The following is a 17,974-nucleotide window of genomic DNA, read 5'->3' as shown; positions in this document are numbered from 1 at the left end:
CTGTCACCCGGTGGGCTCACTCCTCAGAGGATCGGCCAGTCCACCGGCGTGCGGTCGTCATCGTGCAGCATGCCGGCGATCCAGCCGTCGTCGCGGCCACGCGGGCTCGTGAGCGCCTGGCGCTGCAGGCCTTCATAGCGGAAGCCGAGCGCACGGGCGGCCCGCGCCGAAGGGACGTTCCCGGCGACGGCCTGCCAGCGGATGCGGACGAGCCCGAGCTCGGTGAAACCCCAGTCGATCACGGCGCGTGCCGCTTCCGCGAGATGACCCTTGCCCCGAGCGGCCGGGGTCACCCAGTACCCGAGCTCGGCGGCCCCACCCGTGACGTGGGTGGCGATGCCGTGCAGACCGATCATGCCCACGAGCTCGTCGCCGGCGTACATGCCCCAGACGGCCTCCGAGCCGTCGGCCCACGACCCCGCGACGAGACGCACGAAGTGCTCGGCATCCTCGCGGTTGTACGGGCTCGGAACCGTCGTCCAGCGCGCGATCTCCGGATCCTGGCACGCCTCCGTGATCGCATCGATGTCCGCCTCCGTCGGTGCATGCAGGACGAGACGTTCGGTGGTCAGGGCGACGGATTCCATCCCGACAGCCTATTGAGGTGAGCCCCCTCGGAACGAGCGGGCGGGCCGGAGTGTCGGCGGGCGCGACTAGTCTTGTCCGGTGACTGTTCCGGGGATTCTGCGCGCCTTGGAAGAGGCGTCTCTGTACCGTGACGCTCTGAAGTGGGCGCACACCGATGCCGACCTCGGTCTGGTCGACGGGCTCGATGCGCCGGCGCTCGCCGGTCTGCTCGGCAAGCGCGCGGCGGCGGGGCATCCTCCCGCCCTCCTCGCGGTCGTCCCCACCGGGCGCCGCGCCGAGAGCCTGGCGCTGGCGATGCATGCCTACCTGCCCACGGCCGACATCCTGACGTTCCCGGCCTGGGAGACGCTGCCGCACGAGCGCCTGAGCCCCAGCGTCGACACGGTGGGCCAGCGCCTGCAGACACTGCGCCGCATCGCGGAGTGGTCCGGTGACCACCCGCTCGTGATCGTCGCCTCCGTGCGCGCGGCGCTGCAGCCGATCGCGGGCAACCTCGGGGAGATCGCGCCGCTCGAACTCTCTGTCGGCAGCAGGGGCAACGGGCTCGACCGCGTGGTCGAGCAGCTCGTGGAGCGGGCATACTCCCGTGTAGACATGGTCTCCCGCCGTGGCGAGTTCGCCGTGCGCGGCGGCATCCTCGATGTCTTCCCTCCCGTCTCGGAGCACCCGTTCCGCATCGAGTTCTTCGGCGACGAGATCGACCAGATCCGCGCCTTCTCCGTCGCCGATCAGCGCTCGCTCCCCGGCGACGTGCCCGGCGTCGACCTGCCGCCGAGCCGCGAGCTGCTGCTGACCGCCGATGTCCGCGATCGCGCGCGGGAGCTGATCGAGGGCTTCCCGGCGATCAGAGGGATGCTCGAGAAGATGTCCGAGGGCATCCCGGTCGAGGGCATGGAATCGCTCCTGCCTGCGGTCGCGGGGCCGCTGAAGTCCCTGGCCGAGTATCTGCCGGCGGGGGCCGCGACGGCCGTCGTCGATCCCGACCGCTCCACCGCGCGTGCGATCACGCTGGGTGACACCAACCGCGAGTTCCTCGATGCCGCCTGGAGCGCGGCCACCTCTGGTGCGTCGGCGCCCATCGACCTCGGGGCCGGCGACTTCCTCACGGTCGCCGAACTGCGCGAGGTCGTGCGCGACCGGGGTGGCGTCTGGTGGCAGCTGAGCCCCTTCGGCATCAGCGTCGGCGACGGCGATGCGGCTTCCGACACGGATGCCGCCACCCTCGGTGCCGCCATCATCCCGTCGTTCCACGGCAACGTCGACGGGGCGATCTCGTTCGTCGAGGCCAAGGTCACCGACGGCTGGCGCGTCGTGGTGATCGCAGCCGGAAGCGGCCTGGTCGACCGTGCACGCGATGTGCTGTCCGATCGCGGCCTCGCGGCCCGCGTCGTGGAGAGTCTCACGGATGCGCCAGAGGCCGGTGTCGCGACCCTGGTCATGGGGTCCGTCGAAGCCGGATTCCAGGTGCCCGAGGCGAAGCTCGCCGTCCTCACCGACAACGAGTTCTACGGACGCACGATCGGTGGCGACCAGCGGGTCGTCAAGAAGCTCGCCTCGCGGCGCAAGAACGTCGTCGACCCCTTGCAGCTGAAGCAGGGCGACTTCGTGGTGCACGCCACGCACGGCATCGGGCGGTTCGTCGAGATGACGCAGCGCGAGGTGTCCACCGGTGGACGCAACGCCACCAAGTCCGTGCGCGACTACCTCATCCTCGAATACGCCCCCTCCAAGCGCGGCTACCCCGGCGACAAGCTGTATGTGCCGACGGATCAGCTCGACTCCCTCTCGAAGTACGTCGGCGGCGAGGCCCCGACCCTGTCGAAGATGGGCGGCAGCGACTGGTCGCAGGCCAAGGGCAAGGCCCGCAAGGCGGTGCGCGACATCGCCGTCGAGCTCGTGAAGCTGTACTCCGCGCGCATGAGCGCCAAGGGCCATGCCTTCGGCCCGGACACGCCTTGGCAGCGCGAGTTGGAGGAGGCGTTCCCGTTCGCGGAGACGCAGGACCAGCTGCAGACCATCGACGAGATCAAGGCCGACATGGAGCGGCCGATCCCGATGGACCGGCTGCTCTCCGGCGACGTCGGCTTCGGCAAGACCGAGGTCGCCGTGCGCGCGGCGTTCAAGGCGATCCAGGACGGCAAGCAGGTCGCGATGCTCGTGCCGACGACGCTCCTGGTGAAGCAGCACATGGAGACGTTCACCGAGCGCTTCGCCGGTTTCCCGGTCAAGGTGCGCGCGCTGTCGCGCTTCCAGACCGACAAGGAAGTCCGGCTCACGCTCCAGGGGCTGCTGGAGGGGTCGGTCGACATGATCATCGGCACCCACCGCATCCTCACGGAAGGGGTCATCTTCAAGGATCTCGGCCTGATGATCATCGATGAGGAGCAGCGGTTCGGCGTCGAGCACAAGGACGCGCTGAAGAAGCTGAAGACCAACGTCGACATCCTCGCCATGAGCGCCACCCCCATCCCGCGCACGCTGGAGATGGCGGTCACGGGCATCCGCGAGATGTCCACGCTCGCGACGCCGCCCGAGGACAGGCATCCGATCCTGTCGTTCGTCGGCCCCCGCAGCGACAAGCAGATCGCCGCGGCCATCCGGCGCGAGATCCTGCGCGAGGGGCAGGTCTTCTTCGTGCACAACCGCGTGCAGTCGATTCAGCGCGTCGCGGCGCAGTTGGCGGAGCTCGTGCCCGAAGCGCGCATCGCCGTCGCCCACGGGCAGTTGGGTGAGCACCAACTGGAGCAGGTCGTCGACGACTTCTGGGAGCGCAAGTTCGACGTGCTCGTCTCGACCACGATCATCGAGACCGGCCTCGACATCTCGAACGCGAACACGATCATCATCGACCGCGCCGACAAGTACGGCCTCAGCCAGCTGCACCAGCTCCGCGGTCGGGTCGGGCGAGGGCGTGAGCGGGCGTACGCGTACTTCCTCTACGACGAGATGAAGCCGCTCTCCGAGACCGCCGCCGACCGGCTGCAGACGATCGCGGTCAACAACGAGCTCGGCTCGGGCATGCAGGTCGCGCTGAAGGACCTCGAGCTCCGCGGCGCGGGCAACATGCTCGGTGCGGAGCAGGCCGGACACATCGCCGGCGTCGGATTCGACCTGTATCTGCGGATGATCGGCGAGGCGGTGGCGACGTTCCGCGGCGACGAGGTCGAGACCGGGCAGGAGCTGCGGCTCGAGCTTCCCCTCGATGCCCGCATCCCCGAGTACTACATCGACAGCGAGCGGCTGCGTCTCGAGGCGTACCAGAAGCTGTCGGCGGCGTCGGCGGCCACAGCGAAGGACGGGGCCATCGATCTCGTGATCGAGGAGCTCGTTGACCGCTACGGCACGCCGCCGGAAGAGGTCGAGGGACTGCTGGCGATCTCGCGACTGCGTCGTCGGGCTGCGCGCGCCGGGCTGACCGACGTGGTGGTCATGGGCTCGAACCTGCGCATCGCACCGGCGCGGCTCGAGGACTCGATCAAGGTACGGCTGCAGCGGTTGTATCCGAAGGCGAAGCTCGTGACCGGGGGAGAGGCGCTGGTCGTGCCGATGCCCACGGTTCCCGCCGCTGTGGGCGTGGGGCTCGAGCCGCTGCCCGACGCACAGCTTCTCGAATGGGTCGAGCAGCTGTTCACCGCGATCTTCCCGGAACCGGCCAAAGCCGAGTAGCGTGCGGTGGCTGCTTTCGCGGCTGCGGCGGGACTAGTCTGGCCGCATGTTGTACGAGCACCTCGGGGCTCGCCCCCGCATCCATGACACCGCCGTCATCGCCCCCACCGCCGTCGTCTCCGGCGATGTGGAGGTGGGGCCGGGCTGCCAGGTGCTGCACGGCGCCGTCATCACGGCGGAGGGCGGCCCGATCACCCTCGGCGAGAACGTGATCGTGATGGAGAACGCGCTGATCCGCGCCACCGCGGCCAATGCGGTCCATGTCGGCGCGCACACGCTGATCGGGACGCTGGCGAGCATCGCCGGGGCGACGGTGGGTGAGGAGGTCTTCTTCGCCTCCGGCGCCCGCGTCTTCAACGGCGCCCTCGTGGGGGCCCGCTGCGAGGTGCGGGTCAACGCGATCGTGCACCGCCGCGCCGTGCTGCCCGAGGGCACGGTGGTCCCGATCGGGTGGGTGGCCGTCGGCGACCCGGTGCAGCTGCTCTCACCCGACCGGGATCAGGAGATCGCCGCTGCGCAGCCCGAGCTCGACTTCCCCGGTCACGTGTTCGGCGTCGACCGAGACACCCCCGACCTGATGGTGCAGCTCACCGAGCGCTACGGCAGCTCGCTCGCCAGGCACGCCCACGACCGCGAGATCACGGACTGAGACGCCGCGGAGACGACGAGGCCGGGCACCCCTGCGGATGCCCGGCCTCATGTCGTTCGGATCAGATGACGCCCTGGGCGAGCATCGCGGCGGCGACGCGTTCGAAGCCCGCGATGTTGGCTCCGGACACGTAGTCGCCGCCGACGTCGTGACGCTCTGCGGCGTCGAACGCGGCGTCGTGGATGTCCGCCATGATCTCGCGCAGCTTGTTCTCGCTGTCGGCGAAGGTCCAGCGCTGACGCGAGGCGTTCTGGCTCATCTCGAGCGCCGAGGTCGCGACACCGCCGGCGTTCGCGGCCTTGCCGGGGGCGAACAGCACGCCCGCCTTCTGGAAGGCCTCGACGGCGTCGGGCACGCACGGCATGTTCGCGCCCTCGGAGACGGCGCGCACGCCGTTCGCGATCAGGGCCTCGGCATCCGCGAGGCTGACCTCGTTCTGCGTGGCGGAGGGGACGGCGATGTCGACCGGGACCTCCCAGACGCTGCCGCCTTCGACGAAGCGCGCGCTCGGACGACGGTTGGCGTACTCGACGATGCGGGCGCGCTCGACCTCCTTGAGCTGACGGAGCAGGTCGACGTCGATGCCGGCGTCGTCGACGACGTAGCCGGACGAGTCGGAGGCCGTGACGGCGGTCGCGCCGAGCTGGGTGGCCTTCTGGATCGCGTAGATCGCGACGTTGCCCGAGCCCGAGATGCCGACGCGCTTGCCGGTGAGAGAGTCGTTGTGCACGGCGAGCATCTCCTGCGCGAAGAACACCGCCCCGTAGCCGGTCGCTTCGGTGCGTACCTCGGCGCCGCCCCAGCCGGTGCCCTTGCCGGTGAACATGCCCGACTCGTGGCGGTTGGTGACCTTGCGGTACTGGCCGAAGAGGTAGCCGATCTCGCGGCCGCCGACGCCGATGTCGCCCGCGGGGACGTCGGTGTGCTCGCCCAGGTGGCGGTAAAGCTCGTTCATGAACGACTGGCAGAAGCGCATGACCTCGGCGTCGGACTTGCCGTGCGGGTCGAAGTCGGACCCGCCCTTGCCGCCGCCGATGCCCTGACCGGTGAGCGCGTTCTTGAAGATCTGCTCGAAGCCGAGGAACTTGATGATCGACAGGTTCACCGAGGGGTGGAAGCGCAGTCCGCCCTTGTACGGGCCGAGCACAGAGGAGAACTGGATGCGGTAGCCGCGGTTGACCTGCAGCTTGCCGGCGTCGTCGATCCACGGCACGCGGAAGAGGATCTGCCGCTCGGGTTCGACGAGCCGCTCGAGGATGCCGCCGTCGACGTATTCCGGGCGTCGCTCCAGCACGGGGGCGATCGAGTGCAGCACCTCGTGGACGGCCTGGTGGAACTCCGGCTCGTACGGGCTGCGGGAGAGCACCGTGTCGAACACGGGCTGGACGGAGGCGGCGAGCGGATGGAAGTCGGCGGGAGTCGTAGCGGTCACGCGGAAGGGACTTTCTGATGGGGGATTGTGGTGCAGGCGATCGTGTCGCGTGAGGCATCGCCGGAGTCGGCGGAGGTTTCACTCTAGCGGCCGGCCGAATGCGGATCGCGCACCCGGCCGGACGGTAACTCGGTCACCCGGTGTTCTGAAGGCCGGCGGCGACGCCGCTGACCGAGAGCAGGAGCAGGCGCTGCTGTTCGGCATCGGCGCCCGAGCCGGTGGGCTCGTCGCTCGCCGAGCGCAGCGCCCGCAGGGCGCGCAGCTGCAGCAGCGAGAGCGCGTCGACGTAGGGGCTGCGCAGCTGCACGGCCCGCTGCAGAACCGGCTTGTTCTCCAGCAGGCGCTCGCCGCCGGTGAGCCGGATCACCCAGCGCCGCGTGATCGCGAGTTCGTCGAGGACGAGCTGTGCCAGATCATCGCGGTCGCCCAGCGCCAGGTACTGCCGCGCGATGCGCTCGTCGGTCTTGGCGAGGCTCATCGCGACGTTGTCGATCATTGTGCGAAGCAGCGGCCACTCGCGGTACGCCTCGACGAGCAGCTCCTCATCGCCGACGGCGTCCAGGGCGGTGCCGAGACCGAACCAGCCGGCGAGGTTGATGCGCGCCTGCGTCCACGCGAACACCCACGGGATGGCCCGCAGATCCTCGAGCGACTCGACGGACAGTCCGCGGCGCGCCGGGCGGGAGCCGAGCGCGAGCAGCCCGATCTCCTCCATCGGGGTGACCGTGGCGAACCAGGGCGCGAATCCATCAGCCTTCACGAGCGAGAAGAAGCGCTCGCGGGAGGCGGCGTCCATGACCGAGGCGACCTCCGCGTAGCGCTCGGCCGCGCGACTGGTGCGCTCCTCCTCGGTGGGGGACGACGCGAGCAGCGTGGCGGCGGCGACCTGGTCGATGTGCCGCATCGCGATGGCCGGCTCGCCATAGCGCGCGAAGATGACCTCACCCTGCTCGGTGAGCTTGAATCGACCGTCGACCGAGTGCGGCGGCTGCGCGAGGATCGCGGAGTTGGCGGGCCCGCCACCGCGCCCGAGGGCGCCACCGCGACCGTGGAAGAGCGTCAGCTCGATCTCGGACTCCTGCGCCCAGCGCGCGATCTTCTCCTGTGCCTCGTACAGGGCGAGGTTCGCGGCGACGGGGCCGACATCCTTCGACGAGTCCGAGTATCCGAGCATGACCTCGAGGCGGTTGCCGGTGGCGGCCATGCGCTCGCGGAACTCCGGGAACGTCACGGCCTCGGCCAGGATTCCGGGCGCTGCCTGAAGGTCGGCGAACGTCTCGAACAGCGGCACCACGTCGAGCACCGGAGCGTCGTCACCGAGCGCGTACCGAGCGAGGCGGTGCACGTTGGCGAGATCCGAGGCGGCCTGGGTGAAGGAGACGACGTAGCGTCCGGCCGCGCGCAGGCCGCGGTCGCGCTGGATGTCCGCGATCGCGCGGAAGACCTCCAGCACCTCCTCGGTCTGGGCGCTGATCGCCTCTCCCGCATCGAGCTCGGCCAGAGCCTTCGCGTGCACCTGCGAGTGCTGACGCACCTCGAGCTCGGTGAGGTGGAAGCCGTAGGTCTCGACCTGCCAGATCAGGTGCTGCACGCCGCCGAAGGCGTGGCGCTTGGCGCCGGCCTCCGCGAGCGAGGATTGCACGGCCCGCAGGTCCGCGAGAAGTTCCTCGGGACGCGAGTAACCCTGGGTCGAGTCGCCGTGGCGGGTCGCGGAGACCCGTCGGGACAGGACGAGCAGCACGCGGCGGTGGGGCTCATCGGGGGAGCGGGCCGCGAGTTCGGCGGCGAGTTCCGGTTCGGCCGCCACGAAACGGTCCCACAGGGCGACGACCTCGGCGTTCGGCGGGGTGTCGTCGGCCGAGAGCGTGAGGGTCCGGCCGATGCGGTCGAGCGCGCGCTCGAGGCCGCGCAGGACGTGGTCGGCCGCGATCTGCGAGGCCTCACGCGTCACGGAGGCCGTGACGAACGGGTTGCCGTCGCGGTCGCCGCCGACCCAGGAGCCGATGCGCACGAACGCGGGCACCACCGGGGCGCTGGATCCGGAGTCCTCGCCACGCAGAGCGTCGTCGATGCGGCGGTACACGTGGGGCACGGTCGTGAAGAGCGTCTCGTCGAACACGCCCATCACGGTGCGGACCTCGTCCGTCGGGGAAGGCTTCTGCGATCGCAGCGGCGCGGTGCGCCAGAGAGTGTCGATCTCCTCCAGCATCCGGCGGCGGGCGCGGTGCTCCTCGGATCCGCCGGCGCTCGCCGCGTCGTGCTGGGTCAGCAGTTCGGACAGGCGGCGGATGCTCGAGGAGACGGCGCGGCGGCGGGCCTCGGTCGGGTGCGCGGTGAAGACCGGGTGGAAGCGGAGGCCGTCCAGGCGGCGGCGGGCTTCTTCGTCGCCGACCTCGCTGCGCAGTCGGGCATAGGCGGTCGCGACGGTGTCGGCGGCATCCTCCCGTCCCGGCTGTCCGGCGCGCTCACGCAGCACGCGAACGCGCTGGTGTTCCTCGGCCAGGTTCACGAGGTGGAAATAGCAGGTGAAGGCCCGGGCGACCTCGTCGGCCCTGGCGATCGTGAACGACTCGGCGATCGCCGCGGCACGCTCGAACGCGTCGGGCGTCTCCTCGTCGTACGCCTGGATCGTCGCGAGGCGCAGACGCTCGACGTCTTCGAAGAGGCCGTCGCCGCCGGCTTCGCGCAGCACCTGCCCGAGCAGCTGCCCGAGCATCCTGACATCGGTGCGCATCGCATCCGGCGTGCCGCGACCGGCTTCGAATCGGCCGATCACACGGATCGCCTCGGTGTTCGTGGGCTCGGAGAAAGAGTGTGCGGGGGTCACCCTTCGAGAGTATCCCGGGCGGTGGGGGTGTCCTGCACGCATGACGCCCGGCGCCGGCGCGACGCAGCGAGACCGCGGGCGCGGCGATATCCCGGCGACCTACGATGGAGGGGATGCGCATCTCAGCGAACCCCCTCCGCGGTCAGCAGTTCCCCGCCGTCCTCCTTCTCGTCGCCGCCGGCCTCGGCCTGCTGCTCGCGAACCTGCCGACGCACGACGGGTTGGCGGCGTTCCTCGACTTCCACATCGCGGTGCCGGGCACCGCGCTCGATCTGTCGATCTCGCATTGGGTGTCCGACGGCCTCCTCGCGATCTTCTTCCTCGTCGTCGCGATCGAGCTGCGTCACGAACTCACGCACGGCGAGCTCGATTCGCCGCGCAAGGCCGTGCAGCCGGCGATCGCCGCGGGCGGCGGAGTGCTCGTCCCGATCGCGGTGTATCTGCTGATCGCCGGCGGTGACAGCTCCACGTCGTCGGGCTGGCCGATCCCGACGGCGACCGACATCGCCTTCGCTCTCGGGGTGCTGGCGATGTTCGGCAAGGGGCTGCCCTCGCGCGTTCGGGTGTTCCTCCTCGCCCTGGCGATCCTCGACGACATCATCGGCATCATCTTCATCGCGGTGCTCTTCGCCGACGACGTGCAGTGGTTGCTGCTGGGCCTCGCGGTCGTGGGTGTCGCCGTGTTCTGGGCGCTCAGCCGTGTCCTGCACGCGAAGGGGCACCCGCTCATCGCGGTCGCCATGGTCGTGGTGGGTGTCATCACCTGGGGTCTCGTCGCCTCCTCCGGCATCCATGCGACGATCGCCGGGGTGCTGCTCGGGCTCGTCATGTCGCCGGTCCCCGCGGGCCGCACGCGGCACGCGCTGGAGCCGACCGTGAACGGCGTGATCCTCCCCGTCTTCGCCTTCGTCGCGGCGTTCGTCGTGATCCCGGCGGTGTCGATCACGCAGCTGTCACCCGCGTTCTGGGCGATCGTGGTGGCGCTGCCCGTCGGCAAGATCATCGGCATCTCGCTGTTCGGCTGGATCGCGATGCGCATCCGTCCGAAGGGCGCAGATCCTGCGCTGCCGTTCGCCGACATCCTCGCGGCCGGTGCGCTCGGCGGTATCGGCTTCACGGTCTCGCTCCTCCTGGCCAACCTCGCCTTCGCGAGCGACGGCGGCATCCGCGACCAGGCGATCCTCGGTGTGCTCGTCGGCTCGCTGATCGCGCTCGTCCTCTCCGGGTTCATCGTGTCGCTGCGGGCACGCTGGTACCGTCGGGTCGCATCCGCCTCGTCGTGAGCGCGGATCCGGACCGACCGAAGGAGGTCGCGTGAACTCGCAGCCCGCGTCTGAGTCCCGTCCTGACGGGGAAGACCCGCTCCGCACCGCCGCCGACACCATGCACGCGGTCCGCGACCGCTGCGTGTGGTCGCAGCAGATCACGCACCGCGACCTCGTGCCGTATCTGATCGAGGAGTCGCACGAGGTGATCGACGCGGTCGAGTCCGGCACCCGCGACGACCTCCGCGAAGAGCTCGGAGACCTGCTGTGGCAGGTGCTGTTCCACGCGGCGATCGCGGCGCAGGATCCGGAGGACCCGTTCGACATCGACGACGTGGCGCGCACCCTGACCGAGAAGATGGTGCGCCGGCATCCGCACGTCTTCGCGGGAGAGGTGGCCGAGACGCCCGAGCAGGTGCTGGTGCACTGGAACGCGGCGAAGGCCGCGGAGAAGCGGACCCGCCGCAGCGTGCTCGACGGCGTGCCGCGGGGGATGCCGGCGCTCGCGCTCGCCCAGAAGCTCGTCGGTCGCGCGGCCGGGGTCGGTGTGGCGATCGCACCGGCGTCGACGGTTGTGCCCCCGGCATCCGAAGCCGACCTCGGCGAGGCACTGCTCGTGCTCGTGGCGACCGCGCGCGCCGAGGGCTGGGACGCGGAACGTGCACTGCGCGAACGGCTCCGCGCGCTCGAAGACGACGTCCGGGCGGCCGAAGCCGGCTCCTGACGCACGGCCGGGGTGCCCGACCTGGGAAGATGGACGCGTGGCTACTGTGAACCCGCCGCGCGGTATGCGCGACATCCTCCCCGCCGACAAGGCCCGCCGTGAGCGCGTGCTCTCCGTCATCCGCGAGCGCTACCTCGCGCACGGATTCGACGAGATCGAGACTCCCGTGGTCGAGGACTACGAACGCCTGCATGCCGGGATCGGCGGCGACAACGAGAAGCTCTCGTACAACATCCTGCGGCGCGGGCTCGACGCCGACGCGATCCGTGCGGCGGCCGACGACCCTGCCGCGCTCTCGGACCTCGGCCTCCGCTACGACCTCACCGTGCCGCTCGCCCGTTTCTACGCGAGCAACCGCGGTCAGCTGCCCACCGTCTTCCGCTCGATCCAGATCGGTCCGGTCTGGCGTGCGGAGCGCCCGCAGAAGGGACGCTACCGGCAGTTCGTGCAGTGCGACATCGACATCATGGGAGACGACTCGTCTCGTGCCGAGGCCGAGCTGATGGTCGCCTCGCTCGACGCGGTCGACGCCCTGGGTCTCGAGGGCGCGACCGTGCGGATCAACGACCGACGCGTTCTGGACTGGATGCTGGACTCCTTCGGGTTCACTGCCGAGGAGCGTCCTGGCGTGCTCATCACGATCGACAAGCTCGACAAGATCGGTCCGGAAGGAGTCGCCGCCGAGCTGCATGAGCGCAGTGCCTCGACCGCTGCCGCCGACGCCTTCGACGCTTTCCTGCGTCGGCCGCAGACGATGGAGTACAACCCGTTCGGGGAGCGTCAGATCCGCAAGGCGCTGCCCGATGGCGCCCCTGCCGAACTGATCGAGCACCTGGTCGGCATCGGCGAGGCCGTCGCTGCGGGGCGTGGTCAGTCCGACATCCCGCTCGTCTTCGACCCGTTCCTCGTGCGCGGCATGGGGTATTACACCGGCACGATCTTCGAGCTCGCGCACCCGTCTGTCGCATACTCGCTCGGCGGCGGCGGGCGGTACGACGGCATGATCGGTCGCTTCCTCGGGCAGCAGGTGCCCGCGGTCGGGTTCTCGCTGGGCTTCGAGCGTCTGGTCGATCTGATCGCCGATGAGGTGGATGCTGCGGCCGAGGCGGTCGTGCTGATCCACGACGCCGACGTTCCCGTGCATGAGCTCGTCCGTCACAAGGCCGCGCTCATCGCCGATGGTGCCCGGGTTCGGCTCGAGCGACGCACGAAGAACGTCAAGGCACTGCTCGAGCGCTCGGCGGCCGACGGATACACGGCCTTCGCGACCGTGTCCGCGGGTGCCGACGACCTCGACGTCAAGCCGCTCTCCTGACGCGAGGTTCGGAAGGGCCCCGCGTCGCGTTCACGCCGCGTTCACGCCGGCGCGGTGGAATCGGGGCGTGAGCCGCTTCCGCACCCTCGCCGTCGTGACGCTGGCCCTCGCGGCGGTGCTGAGCGGTGCGCGTTTCGCCCTCGTGCAGCAGGCCGCCATCGCGCGGAAGCGGATCGGGAAGCCGCTGGGAGAGGAGTCCCTCGACGCCGACCGGGTGTGGCGTCGAGCGCTCGACGGCGAGCCCCTCGATCTGCTGGTGTTGGGCGACTCGATCGCCGCGGGTCTCGGGGCGGAGCGCCGCAAGGAGACGCTCGGCGGTCGGCTCGCGAAGAGCGTGGGCCGGCGGATTCATCGACCGGTGCGGCTGCGCACCGCTGCGGTCGTGGGCTCGGAGTCACCCGACCTTCCCGCGCAGCTCGACGCGCTCCCCGCCGACTACCGTCCGCACGTGGCGGTGATCATCGTGGGCGGCAACGATGTCACGCACCGGCTGCCGGTGGCGCTGTCCGCACAGCACATGCACGAGGCGATCGGTCGGCTGCGGCAGACCGGCACCGAGGTCGTCGTCGGCACCTGCCCCGACCTCGGCGCACTGCGTGCGGTTCCGCAGCCGCTCCGCCGGATCGCGTCGAGCCTGTCGCGCCGTCTCGCCGTGATCCAGGACGAGACGGCGCGACGGGCGGGCGCCGAGCCGGTCGACCTGCGCCGCGCGGTCGGCCCGATGTTCTTCGACGAGCCGGAGGCGATGTTCAGTCTCGACCGCTTCCACCCGAGCGCTCTGGGCTACCGGCGTACCGCTGAGGCGGTGCTGCCTGCGGTGTGCCGTGCCGCGGAGGTGGCCCTCAGCTCGCGCCGTCGCTCGGGGCCGCGCTGAAGGACGCGGCCCACTCGGCCACCCGGCGGCTGCTCTCCTCGTCGGAGATGTCATCGACACGGGTCATCACCGACCAGCGCACGCCGAACGGGTCGCGGATGCTCGCGAACCGGTCGCCCGAGACGAACGGCGCCGGTGCTTCGCGCACGGTGGCTCCTGCCGCGACGGCCTTCGCCACGACCGCATCGACATCGGAGACATACAGGCCCATCGAGTAGCAGTCGTCGTCGCCTTCGGGCGCGCGGACGAGGTGGTACTCCGGGTTCGGTTCGCCGAGCTGGAGGATGCCGAGCCCGAAGTCGAGGTCGGCGTGTGCGACCACGCCGCCGAACTCGGTCACGTCGATGACCCTGGCACCGAACACGTCGCGGTAGAACTCGATGGCCTGCCTCGCGTCGGGGATCGCCAGGAACGGCGTGAGCGAGGTCGCGCTGTTCGGGCGGCCGTCGGTCGTGTATGTCCCGGTGGCGCCTGTCGTGGGGGCCTCTGTCGTGGGGATGTCGTTGCTCATGCCGCCACGTTAGGTCGCGGGGAAGGCCCGCGGCTTGAACATCCGCGACAACCTCCCGACGTCGGTGGGGGAGCCTACGCTGAGCGCATGGTGAACCCGACCCGTGGGGTGCTCTACCCCGCCCGCCTGCCCGAGTTCCACCGCCTCCCCGCACCGGCAGCGGCGACGGAGCTGGTCGCCTGGTTCTGGATTCCGGAGTGGGACATCGAGCGCGGGCGTTCGTCGCGCCAGGAGATCGTCGCCTATCCGGCGCTCAACCTCGTCGTCGATGCGGATGCTGTGACGCTGTCGGGCGCCACGACCCGGATGACCCACCGTGATCTCCGGGGGAGAGGCTGGGCCGTGGGTGCTCTGCTGCGCCCCGCTGCTGTCGCCGCCCTGATCGACGACCCCAGCGTGCTGGTCGACGGCGAGCGAGTCCTGGGCGAGTCGACGGCGGAGGTCGCCGAGCTGCGCGGTGCCCTGGTGGCGGCGATGGGTTCCGGAGACGGGCATCGCGATCGGGCGGTCGCGGCCTTCGCCCGGTGGCTCGGGGAACGGGTCGGTCCGGTCGGGGATCCCGCCCGCCAGGCCAACGCGCTCATGGACGTGCTGATGGGGGAGGGAGCCGCGCTCACTCCGGAAGAGGCGGCCGCCCGCCTCGCGGTATCGGTTCGCACTCTCCAGCGGATGACCCATCGCCACGTCGGGCTCTCGCCGGCAGCGATGATCCGGCGACGGCGCCTGCAGGAGGCAGCTGTGCGCGTGCGGGAGCACCCGGACATCGACCTCGCGTCGATCGCCGCCGAGCTCGGATACGCGGATCACGCCCATCTGACGAGGGACTTCCAAGCCGTCCTCGGTATCGCGCCGCGCGCATACCGCTCCGAGTCGAGCCGCTGACCTCAGACGCGCGCGAGTCGGAGTCGCAGCATCCGGTATCCCACGCCGAGCAGGACCACCCCTGCTCCGATGGTGGAGGCCAGGACGGGAAGCGTCGCCACCAGCACGAGGCAGCCGAGCGCGCCGATGACCTGCAGTGCGCGGGGGTAGCGGCGTGCCGATCCTGTCTGCCGGAAGGCCGCCGCATTGGCGATGAAGTAGTACAGCAGCACACCGAAGGACGAGAAGCCGATCGCCCCGCGAAGATCGGCGAACAGCACGATGGCGATCACGATGACGGCGATCATGATCTCGGCGCGCTGCGGCACGTGGTGGCGCTCGTCGATCTTCGCGAGGAATCTCGGGACGTCGCTCTCCCGTGCCATGGCGAGGGTCGTCCGGCCGATCCCGGTCAGCAGTGCCAGCAGCGCGCCGAGTGAGGCGGCCGCTGCAGCCACACGGATGACCGGGGCCCACGCGGAAGCGCCCGCCGCGTCGAGCAGGTCGACCAGAGGCGCCATCGATCTGATCGCATCCCCGCCGAGGACCAGGACGACCGCGACGCAGACGAGCGTGTAGACGACGACGGCTCCACCCAGTGCGAGGACGATCGCGCGCGGAATCGTCTTCGACGGGTCGACCACCTCCTCGCCCATGGTCGCGATGCGCGCGTAGCCGGCGAACGCGAAGAACAGCAGCCCGGCACCCTGCAGCACGCCGTAGGCGGTGGCGTCGGGCAGCGGACCGGGGGCGGCGGTCGGTGCGGCGCCGAGCCCGAATCCGACAGCGACGGCGATCCCGAGGAGCGAGCACACGACCAGGATGCGGGTGAGCAGCGCGGTCCTGGTCACGCCGAAGCAGTTCACGACAGCGAGCGCCGCCACCGCCGCCGCGGCAACCGGCACCTGCCATCCGGCGGGGGCGGCATAGGCGGCGAAGGTCATCGCCATGGCGGCGCAGCTCGCGATCTTGCCGATCACGAAGCTCCAGCCGGCGACGAATCCCCACCAGGGCCCGATCTCGGCGCGGGCGTACGCATACGTGCCGCCCGCGACGGGATGCGCGGCCGCGAGCTGCGCCGATGCGGTGGCGTTGCCGTAGGCGACGACGGCGGCGATCGCGAGGGCGATGAGGATGCCGCTTCCGGCGGCCCCGATCGCCGGAGCCCACACGGCGAACACGCCGGCGCCGATCATGGAGCCGAGACCGATGGCGACGGCGTCTCCGAGCGTCAGACGGCGAGCGAGGGGCATCCGTCCATGGTGACAGCCCGCGGTGAACGGCGGGTGACGCGGTTCACCCTCGGGACGCCGTGACCCGCTTCTTCTCCCGGATGTACACCTCGCGGCGCACCTTCGCGACGACATCGCCCTCGCGGTCCGTGATGACCGTCTCGAACCACTCCAGGACCTTCGCCCCGCCGCGGGCGCGTTCGCGGATCTCCTCGGCCTTCTCCTTCGACACCTCGAACTCCGCAGTGAGCACGCCGCGGCCGGGCTTGAGGAACTCGATCTCGCCGCGGGTGTCCCACACCACGTGGTCGCGCCCGAGCTGATGCATGACGAGCATGAAGAAGTACGGGTCGGTCATCGCGGACATCGACCCGCCGAACGCGGTCTTGACGTAGTTGCGGGTGAAGACGTTCACGTGTAGCTCGACGGTGGCGTGGGTCCAGTCCTCGCTGAAGCGACGGATGCGGATGCCGCTGAAGAGGTTCGGGATCCACAGGCTCATGCCGAGGGCGAGGCGGCGGGGAGTGATGCGCATCCCGCCAGTGTGGGGGACGCGGGCGAGGACGACGAAGACGTCTGGAGGGTAGCCACAGTTGTTATAGTTCGAGTAGAATAACGCGAACAAGACGGAGGTCGGATGCTGATCAGGGTCGACATGGCGAGCGGGGTGCCGCTCTACGAGCAGGTCGCCGCTTCTGTGCGCGCCGACATCATCGCCGGCAGACTGGCGCCGGGAGACCGCCTTCCCTCGGCGCGCGAAGTCGCCGAGACCCTCGAGATCAACCTGCACACCGTCCTGCACGCATACCAGCAGCTGCGCGCGGAGGGCCTGATCGACCTGCGACGTGGTCGTGGTGCAGTGGTCTCGGCTTCCGTCGGTCCGCTCGTCGACCTAACGAAGGATCTGCATGATCTGGTGTCGCGCGCCGCCGCGCTCGGCGTCGCGCCGGCCACACTCGCCGCTCTCGTGAAGGAGATCACCGTATGACCCCCGCCGTCCGCCGTGCCCGCACCGCCTTCCTCTGGGTGGGGGTGATCATTCCGCTCACGATCCTGGCGGTGTCGGCGGTCATCGTCGCGTTCTGGCTCCCCGAGATCCCGGAGCCTGCGGCGATCCACTGGTCGGAGGACGGCGTGAACGGCTTCGGGCCCGGCTGGACCTACCTCGCCATCCTCGGCGGCATCGCGGTGATGGTCATCGGGTTCGCGCTCCTCGCGTGGTTCGCGCACCGACTCCCGCAGAACGGGCAGCCGGTTCCCTCCGCAGAAGCCGAGCGCCCGCAGTGGTCGATCACGGCGAGGTTCCTCGGCGCAATGAACCTCGGTCTCGCGGCCATCATCTCCTTCATCACCCTGGTCGGTGTCGACGCGCAACGCGGTCTCGCGGATGCCGCCGACACACCCGACATCGGCTTCGAGGTGCTGATCGGGTTCCTGCTCATGGCCGCCGGCGTGGCGATCGGGTGGTTCCTGCAGCCGTCCACGCCCCTGCCGGACACGAGCGGGTCCGAGAGCCCGGCGGAGCCCCTCCCGACCTCCGCCACGGAACGCCTCGTGTGGATCGGCACCGCAGCGATCGCCGGTGTCGCGTTGGCCGTGCTCGGCGGCGCGGTGCTGCTCGCCTGTGCGCTCGCCGCCGTCATGATCGCGACGGGAGCGGGCGGAGTGATGACCGCGGTCATCATGCTCGCCTCGTGCGGGATCCTGATCGCCGCGCTCGTCACCACCTTCGCGTTCCGCGTGCGCATCGGGCCCGCCGGACTGCTCGTGCGGTCGCTGGCGGGCTGGCCGAGGATCGAGATCCCGTCCGCCGATATCGCGTCGGTACGCGCGATCGACGTCGATCCCTTCGCCGAGTTCGGGGGATGGGGGCTGCGCTACGGCCTCGACGGACGGTACGGCGTGGTCCTGCGGCGAGGTGAAGCGCTCGAAGTGACGCGGGTCGGTGGACGGCGGTTCGTCGTCACGGTCGACGACGCACAGACAGCGGCGGCGGCGCTCGCCGCCGTCACGAGGAAGGAAGCGTGAAC

The 17,974-nt window shown here is 70.3% G+C and carries 15 protein-coding genes; 9 read left to right on the top strand and 6 right to left on the bottom strand.

From position 1 onward, the window contains the following. Positions 1-23: 23 nt before the first annotated feature. The gene (locus tag ACCO44_RS15985) at positions 24-587 is read right to left on the bottom strand and encodes a GNAT family N-acetyltransferase (RefSeq protein WP_372467356.1); all 564 of its coding nucleotides are present in this window, start codon (positions 585-587) and stop codon (positions 24-26) included. A 79-nt stretch (positions 588-666) separates the two neighbouring features. Between ACCO44_RS15985 and mfd the strand changes: the two genes are divergently transcribed. Next, positions 667-4,254, top strand: a complete 3,588-nt coding sequence (gene mfd, locus ACCO44_RS15980; RefSeq protein ID WP_372467354.1) for a transcription-repair coupling factor — start codon at positions 667-669, stop codon at positions 4,252-4,254. 46 nt (positions 4,255-4,300) lie between these two features. Beyond that, a complete protein-coding gene (locus ACCO44_RS15975; RefSeq protein ID WP_105709528.1) occupies positions 4,301-4,903 on the top strand; it encodes a gamma carbonic anhydrase family protein in 603 nt (200 codons plus the stop codon). A gap of 61 nt (positions 4,904-4,964) precedes the next feature. Here ACCO44_RS15975 and gdhA read toward each other — a convergent pair whose 3' ends face one another. Both gdhA and ACCO44_RS15965 read right to left on the bottom strand, forming a co-directional pair. Beyond that, on the bottom strand, positions 4,965-6,335 hold the full coding sequence (gdhA, locus tag ACCO44_RS15970; protein WP_372467352.1) for an NADP-specific glutamate dehydrogenase: 1,371 nt from the start codon (positions 6,333-6,335) through the stop codon (positions 4,965-4,967). Positions 6,336-6,468: 133 nt separating this feature from the next. Then, positions 6,469-9,162: a phosphoenolpyruvate carboxylase gene (locus ACCO44_RS15965; RefSeq protein ID WP_372467350.1), complete on the bottom strand. Its 2,694-nt coding sequence runs from the start codon at positions 9,160-9,162 to the stop codon at positions 6,469-6,471. Positions 9,163-9,275: 113 nt separating this feature from the next. Here ACCO44_RS15965 and nhaA point away from each other — a divergent pair, with 113 nt between their 5' ends. From nhaA to ACCO44_RS15945, 4 genes are all read left to right on the top strand, one after another. After that, positions 9,276-10,445: a Na+/H+ antiporter NhaA gene (nhaA, locus tag ACCO44_RS15960; protein WP_029262997.1), complete on the top strand. Its 1,170-nt coding sequence runs from the start codon at positions 9,276-9,278 to the stop codon at positions 10,443-10,445. A gap of 100 nt (positions 10,446-10,545) precedes the next feature. After that, a complete protein-coding gene (locus ACCO44_RS15955) occupies positions 10,546-11,151 on the top strand; it encodes a MazG family protein (protein WP_372469419.1) in 606 nt (201 codons plus the stop codon). Between the two features lie 64 nt (positions 11,152-11,215). Further along, complete coding sequence (hisS, locus tag ACCO44_RS15950) at positions 11,216-12,466, top strand: histidine--tRNA ligase (RefSeq protein ID WP_372469418.1); 1,251 nt, start codon at positions 11,216-11,218, stop codon at positions 12,464-12,466. 67 nt (positions 12,467-12,533) lie between these two features. After that, a complete protein-coding gene (locus tag ACCO44_RS15945; RefSeq protein ID WP_372467348.1) occupies positions 12,534-13,340 on the top strand; it encodes an SGNH/GDSL hydrolase family protein in 807 nt (268 codons plus the stop codon). On the opposite strand, the gene ACCO44_RS15940 is transcribed toward ACCO44_RS15945, so the two are convergent. Beyond that, positions 13,309-13,851, bottom strand: a complete 543-nt coding sequence (locus ACCO44_RS15940) for a VOC family protein (protein WP_372467346.1) — start codon at positions 13,849-13,851, stop codon at positions 13,309-13,311. The genes ACCO44_RS15945 and ACCO44_RS15940 overlap by 32 nt on opposite strands. Before the next feature lie 87 nt (positions 13,852-13,938). Here ACCO44_RS15940 and ACCO44_RS15935 point away from each other — a divergent pair, with 87 nt between their 5' ends. Beyond that, the gene (locus ACCO44_RS15935) at positions 13,939-14,733 is read left to right on the top strand and encodes a helix-turn-helix domain-containing protein (RefSeq protein WP_372467344.1); all 795 of its coding nucleotides are present in this window, start codon (positions 13,939-13,941) and stop codon (positions 14,731-14,733) included. Positions 14,734-14,735: 2 nt separating this feature from the next. Here the strand turns inward: ACCO44_RS15935 and ACCO44_RS15930 are convergent, their stop codons facing one another. Continuing rightward, a complete protein-coding gene (locus ACCO44_RS15930; RefSeq protein ID WP_372467342.1) occupies positions 14,736-15,965 on the bottom strand; it encodes an APC family permease in 1,230 nt (409 codons plus the stop codon). Between the two features lie 43 nt (positions 15,966-16,008). After that, positions 16,009-16,479: a PaaI family thioesterase gene (locus ACCO44_RS15925; protein ID WP_105709536.1), complete on the bottom strand. Its 471-nt coding sequence runs from the start codon at positions 16,477-16,479 to the stop codon at positions 16,009-16,011. Positions 16,480-16,581: 102 nt separating this feature from the next. On the opposite strand from ACCO44_RS15925, the gene ACCO44_RS15920 reads away from it, so the two are divergent. Further along, complete coding sequence (locus ACCO44_RS15920) at positions 16,582-16,932, top strand: GntR family transcriptional regulator (RefSeq protein ID WP_262000597.1); 351 nt, start codon at positions 16,582-16,584, stop codon at positions 16,930-16,932. Next, positions 16,929-17,972, top strand: a complete 1,044-nt coding sequence (locus tag ACCO44_RS15915) for a hypothetical protein (protein ID WP_105709538.1) — start codon at positions 16,929-16,931, stop codon at positions 17,970-17,972. The genes ACCO44_RS15920 and ACCO44_RS15915 overlap by 4 nt, the downstream gene beginning before the upstream one ends. The last annotated feature ends 2 nt before the right edge of the window (positions 17,973-17,974 follow it).

The organism is Microbacterium maritypicum (assembly GCF_041529975.1).
In the GTDB taxonomy this organism is placed as follows: Bacteria; Actinomycetota; Actinomycetes; order Actinomycetales; family Microbacteriaceae; genus Microbacterium.
The sequence above is the reverse complement of the archived record's forward strand: the minus strand, read 5'-3'. Positions and strand labels throughout refer to the sequence as shown.

What these genes read in the sequence shown, in the direction of transcription:
- ACCO44_RS15985 (WP_372467356.1), bottom strand. Translation starts at nt 587, where the DNA reads ATGGAATCCGTCGCCCTGACCACCGAACGTCTCGTCCTGCATGCACCG.
- ACCO44_RS15975 (WP_105709528.1), top strand. Translation starts at nt 4,301, where the DNA reads ATGTTGTACGAGCACCTCGGGGCTCGCCCCCGCATCCATGACACCGCC.
- nhaA (WP_029262997.1), top strand. Translation starts at nt 9,276, where the DNA reads ATGCGCATCTCAGCGAACCCCCTCCGCGGTCAGCAGTTCCCCGCCGTC.
- ACCO44_RS15955 (WP_372469419.1), top strand. Translation starts at nt 10,546, where the DNA reads ATGCACGCGGTCCGCGACCGCTGCGTGTGGTCGCAGCAGATCACGCAC.
- hisS (WP_372469418.1), top strand. Translation starts at nt 11,216, where the DNA reads ATGCGCGACATCCTCCCCGCCGACAAGGCCCGCCGTGAGCGCGTGCTC.
- ACCO44_RS15940 (WP_372467346.1), bottom strand. Translation starts at nt 13,851, where the DNA reads ATGAGCAACGACATCCCCACGACAGAGGCCCCCACGACAGGCGCCACC.
- ACCO44_RS15935 (WP_372467344.1), top strand. Translation starts at nt 13,939, where the DNA reads ATGGTGAACCCGACCCGTGGGGTGCTCTACCCCGCCCGCCTGCCCGAG.
- ACCO44_RS15930 (WP_372467342.1), bottom strand. Translation starts at nt 15,965, where the DNA reads ATGCCCCTCGCTCGCCGTCTGACGCTCGGAGACGCCGTCGCCATCGGT.
- ACCO44_RS15925 (WP_105709536.1), bottom strand. Translation starts at nt 16,479, where the DNA reads ATGCGCATCACTCCCCGCCGCCTCGCCCTCGGCATGAGCCTGTGGATC.
- ACCO44_RS15920 (WP_262000597.1), top strand. Translation starts at nt 16,582, where the DNA reads ATGCTGATCAGGGTCGACATGGCGAGCGGGGTGCCGCTCTACGAGCAG.
- ACCO44_RS15915 (WP_105709538.1), top strand. Translation starts at nt 16,929, where the DNA reads ATGACCCCCGCCGTCCGCCGTGCCCGCACCGCCTTCCTCTGGGTGGGG.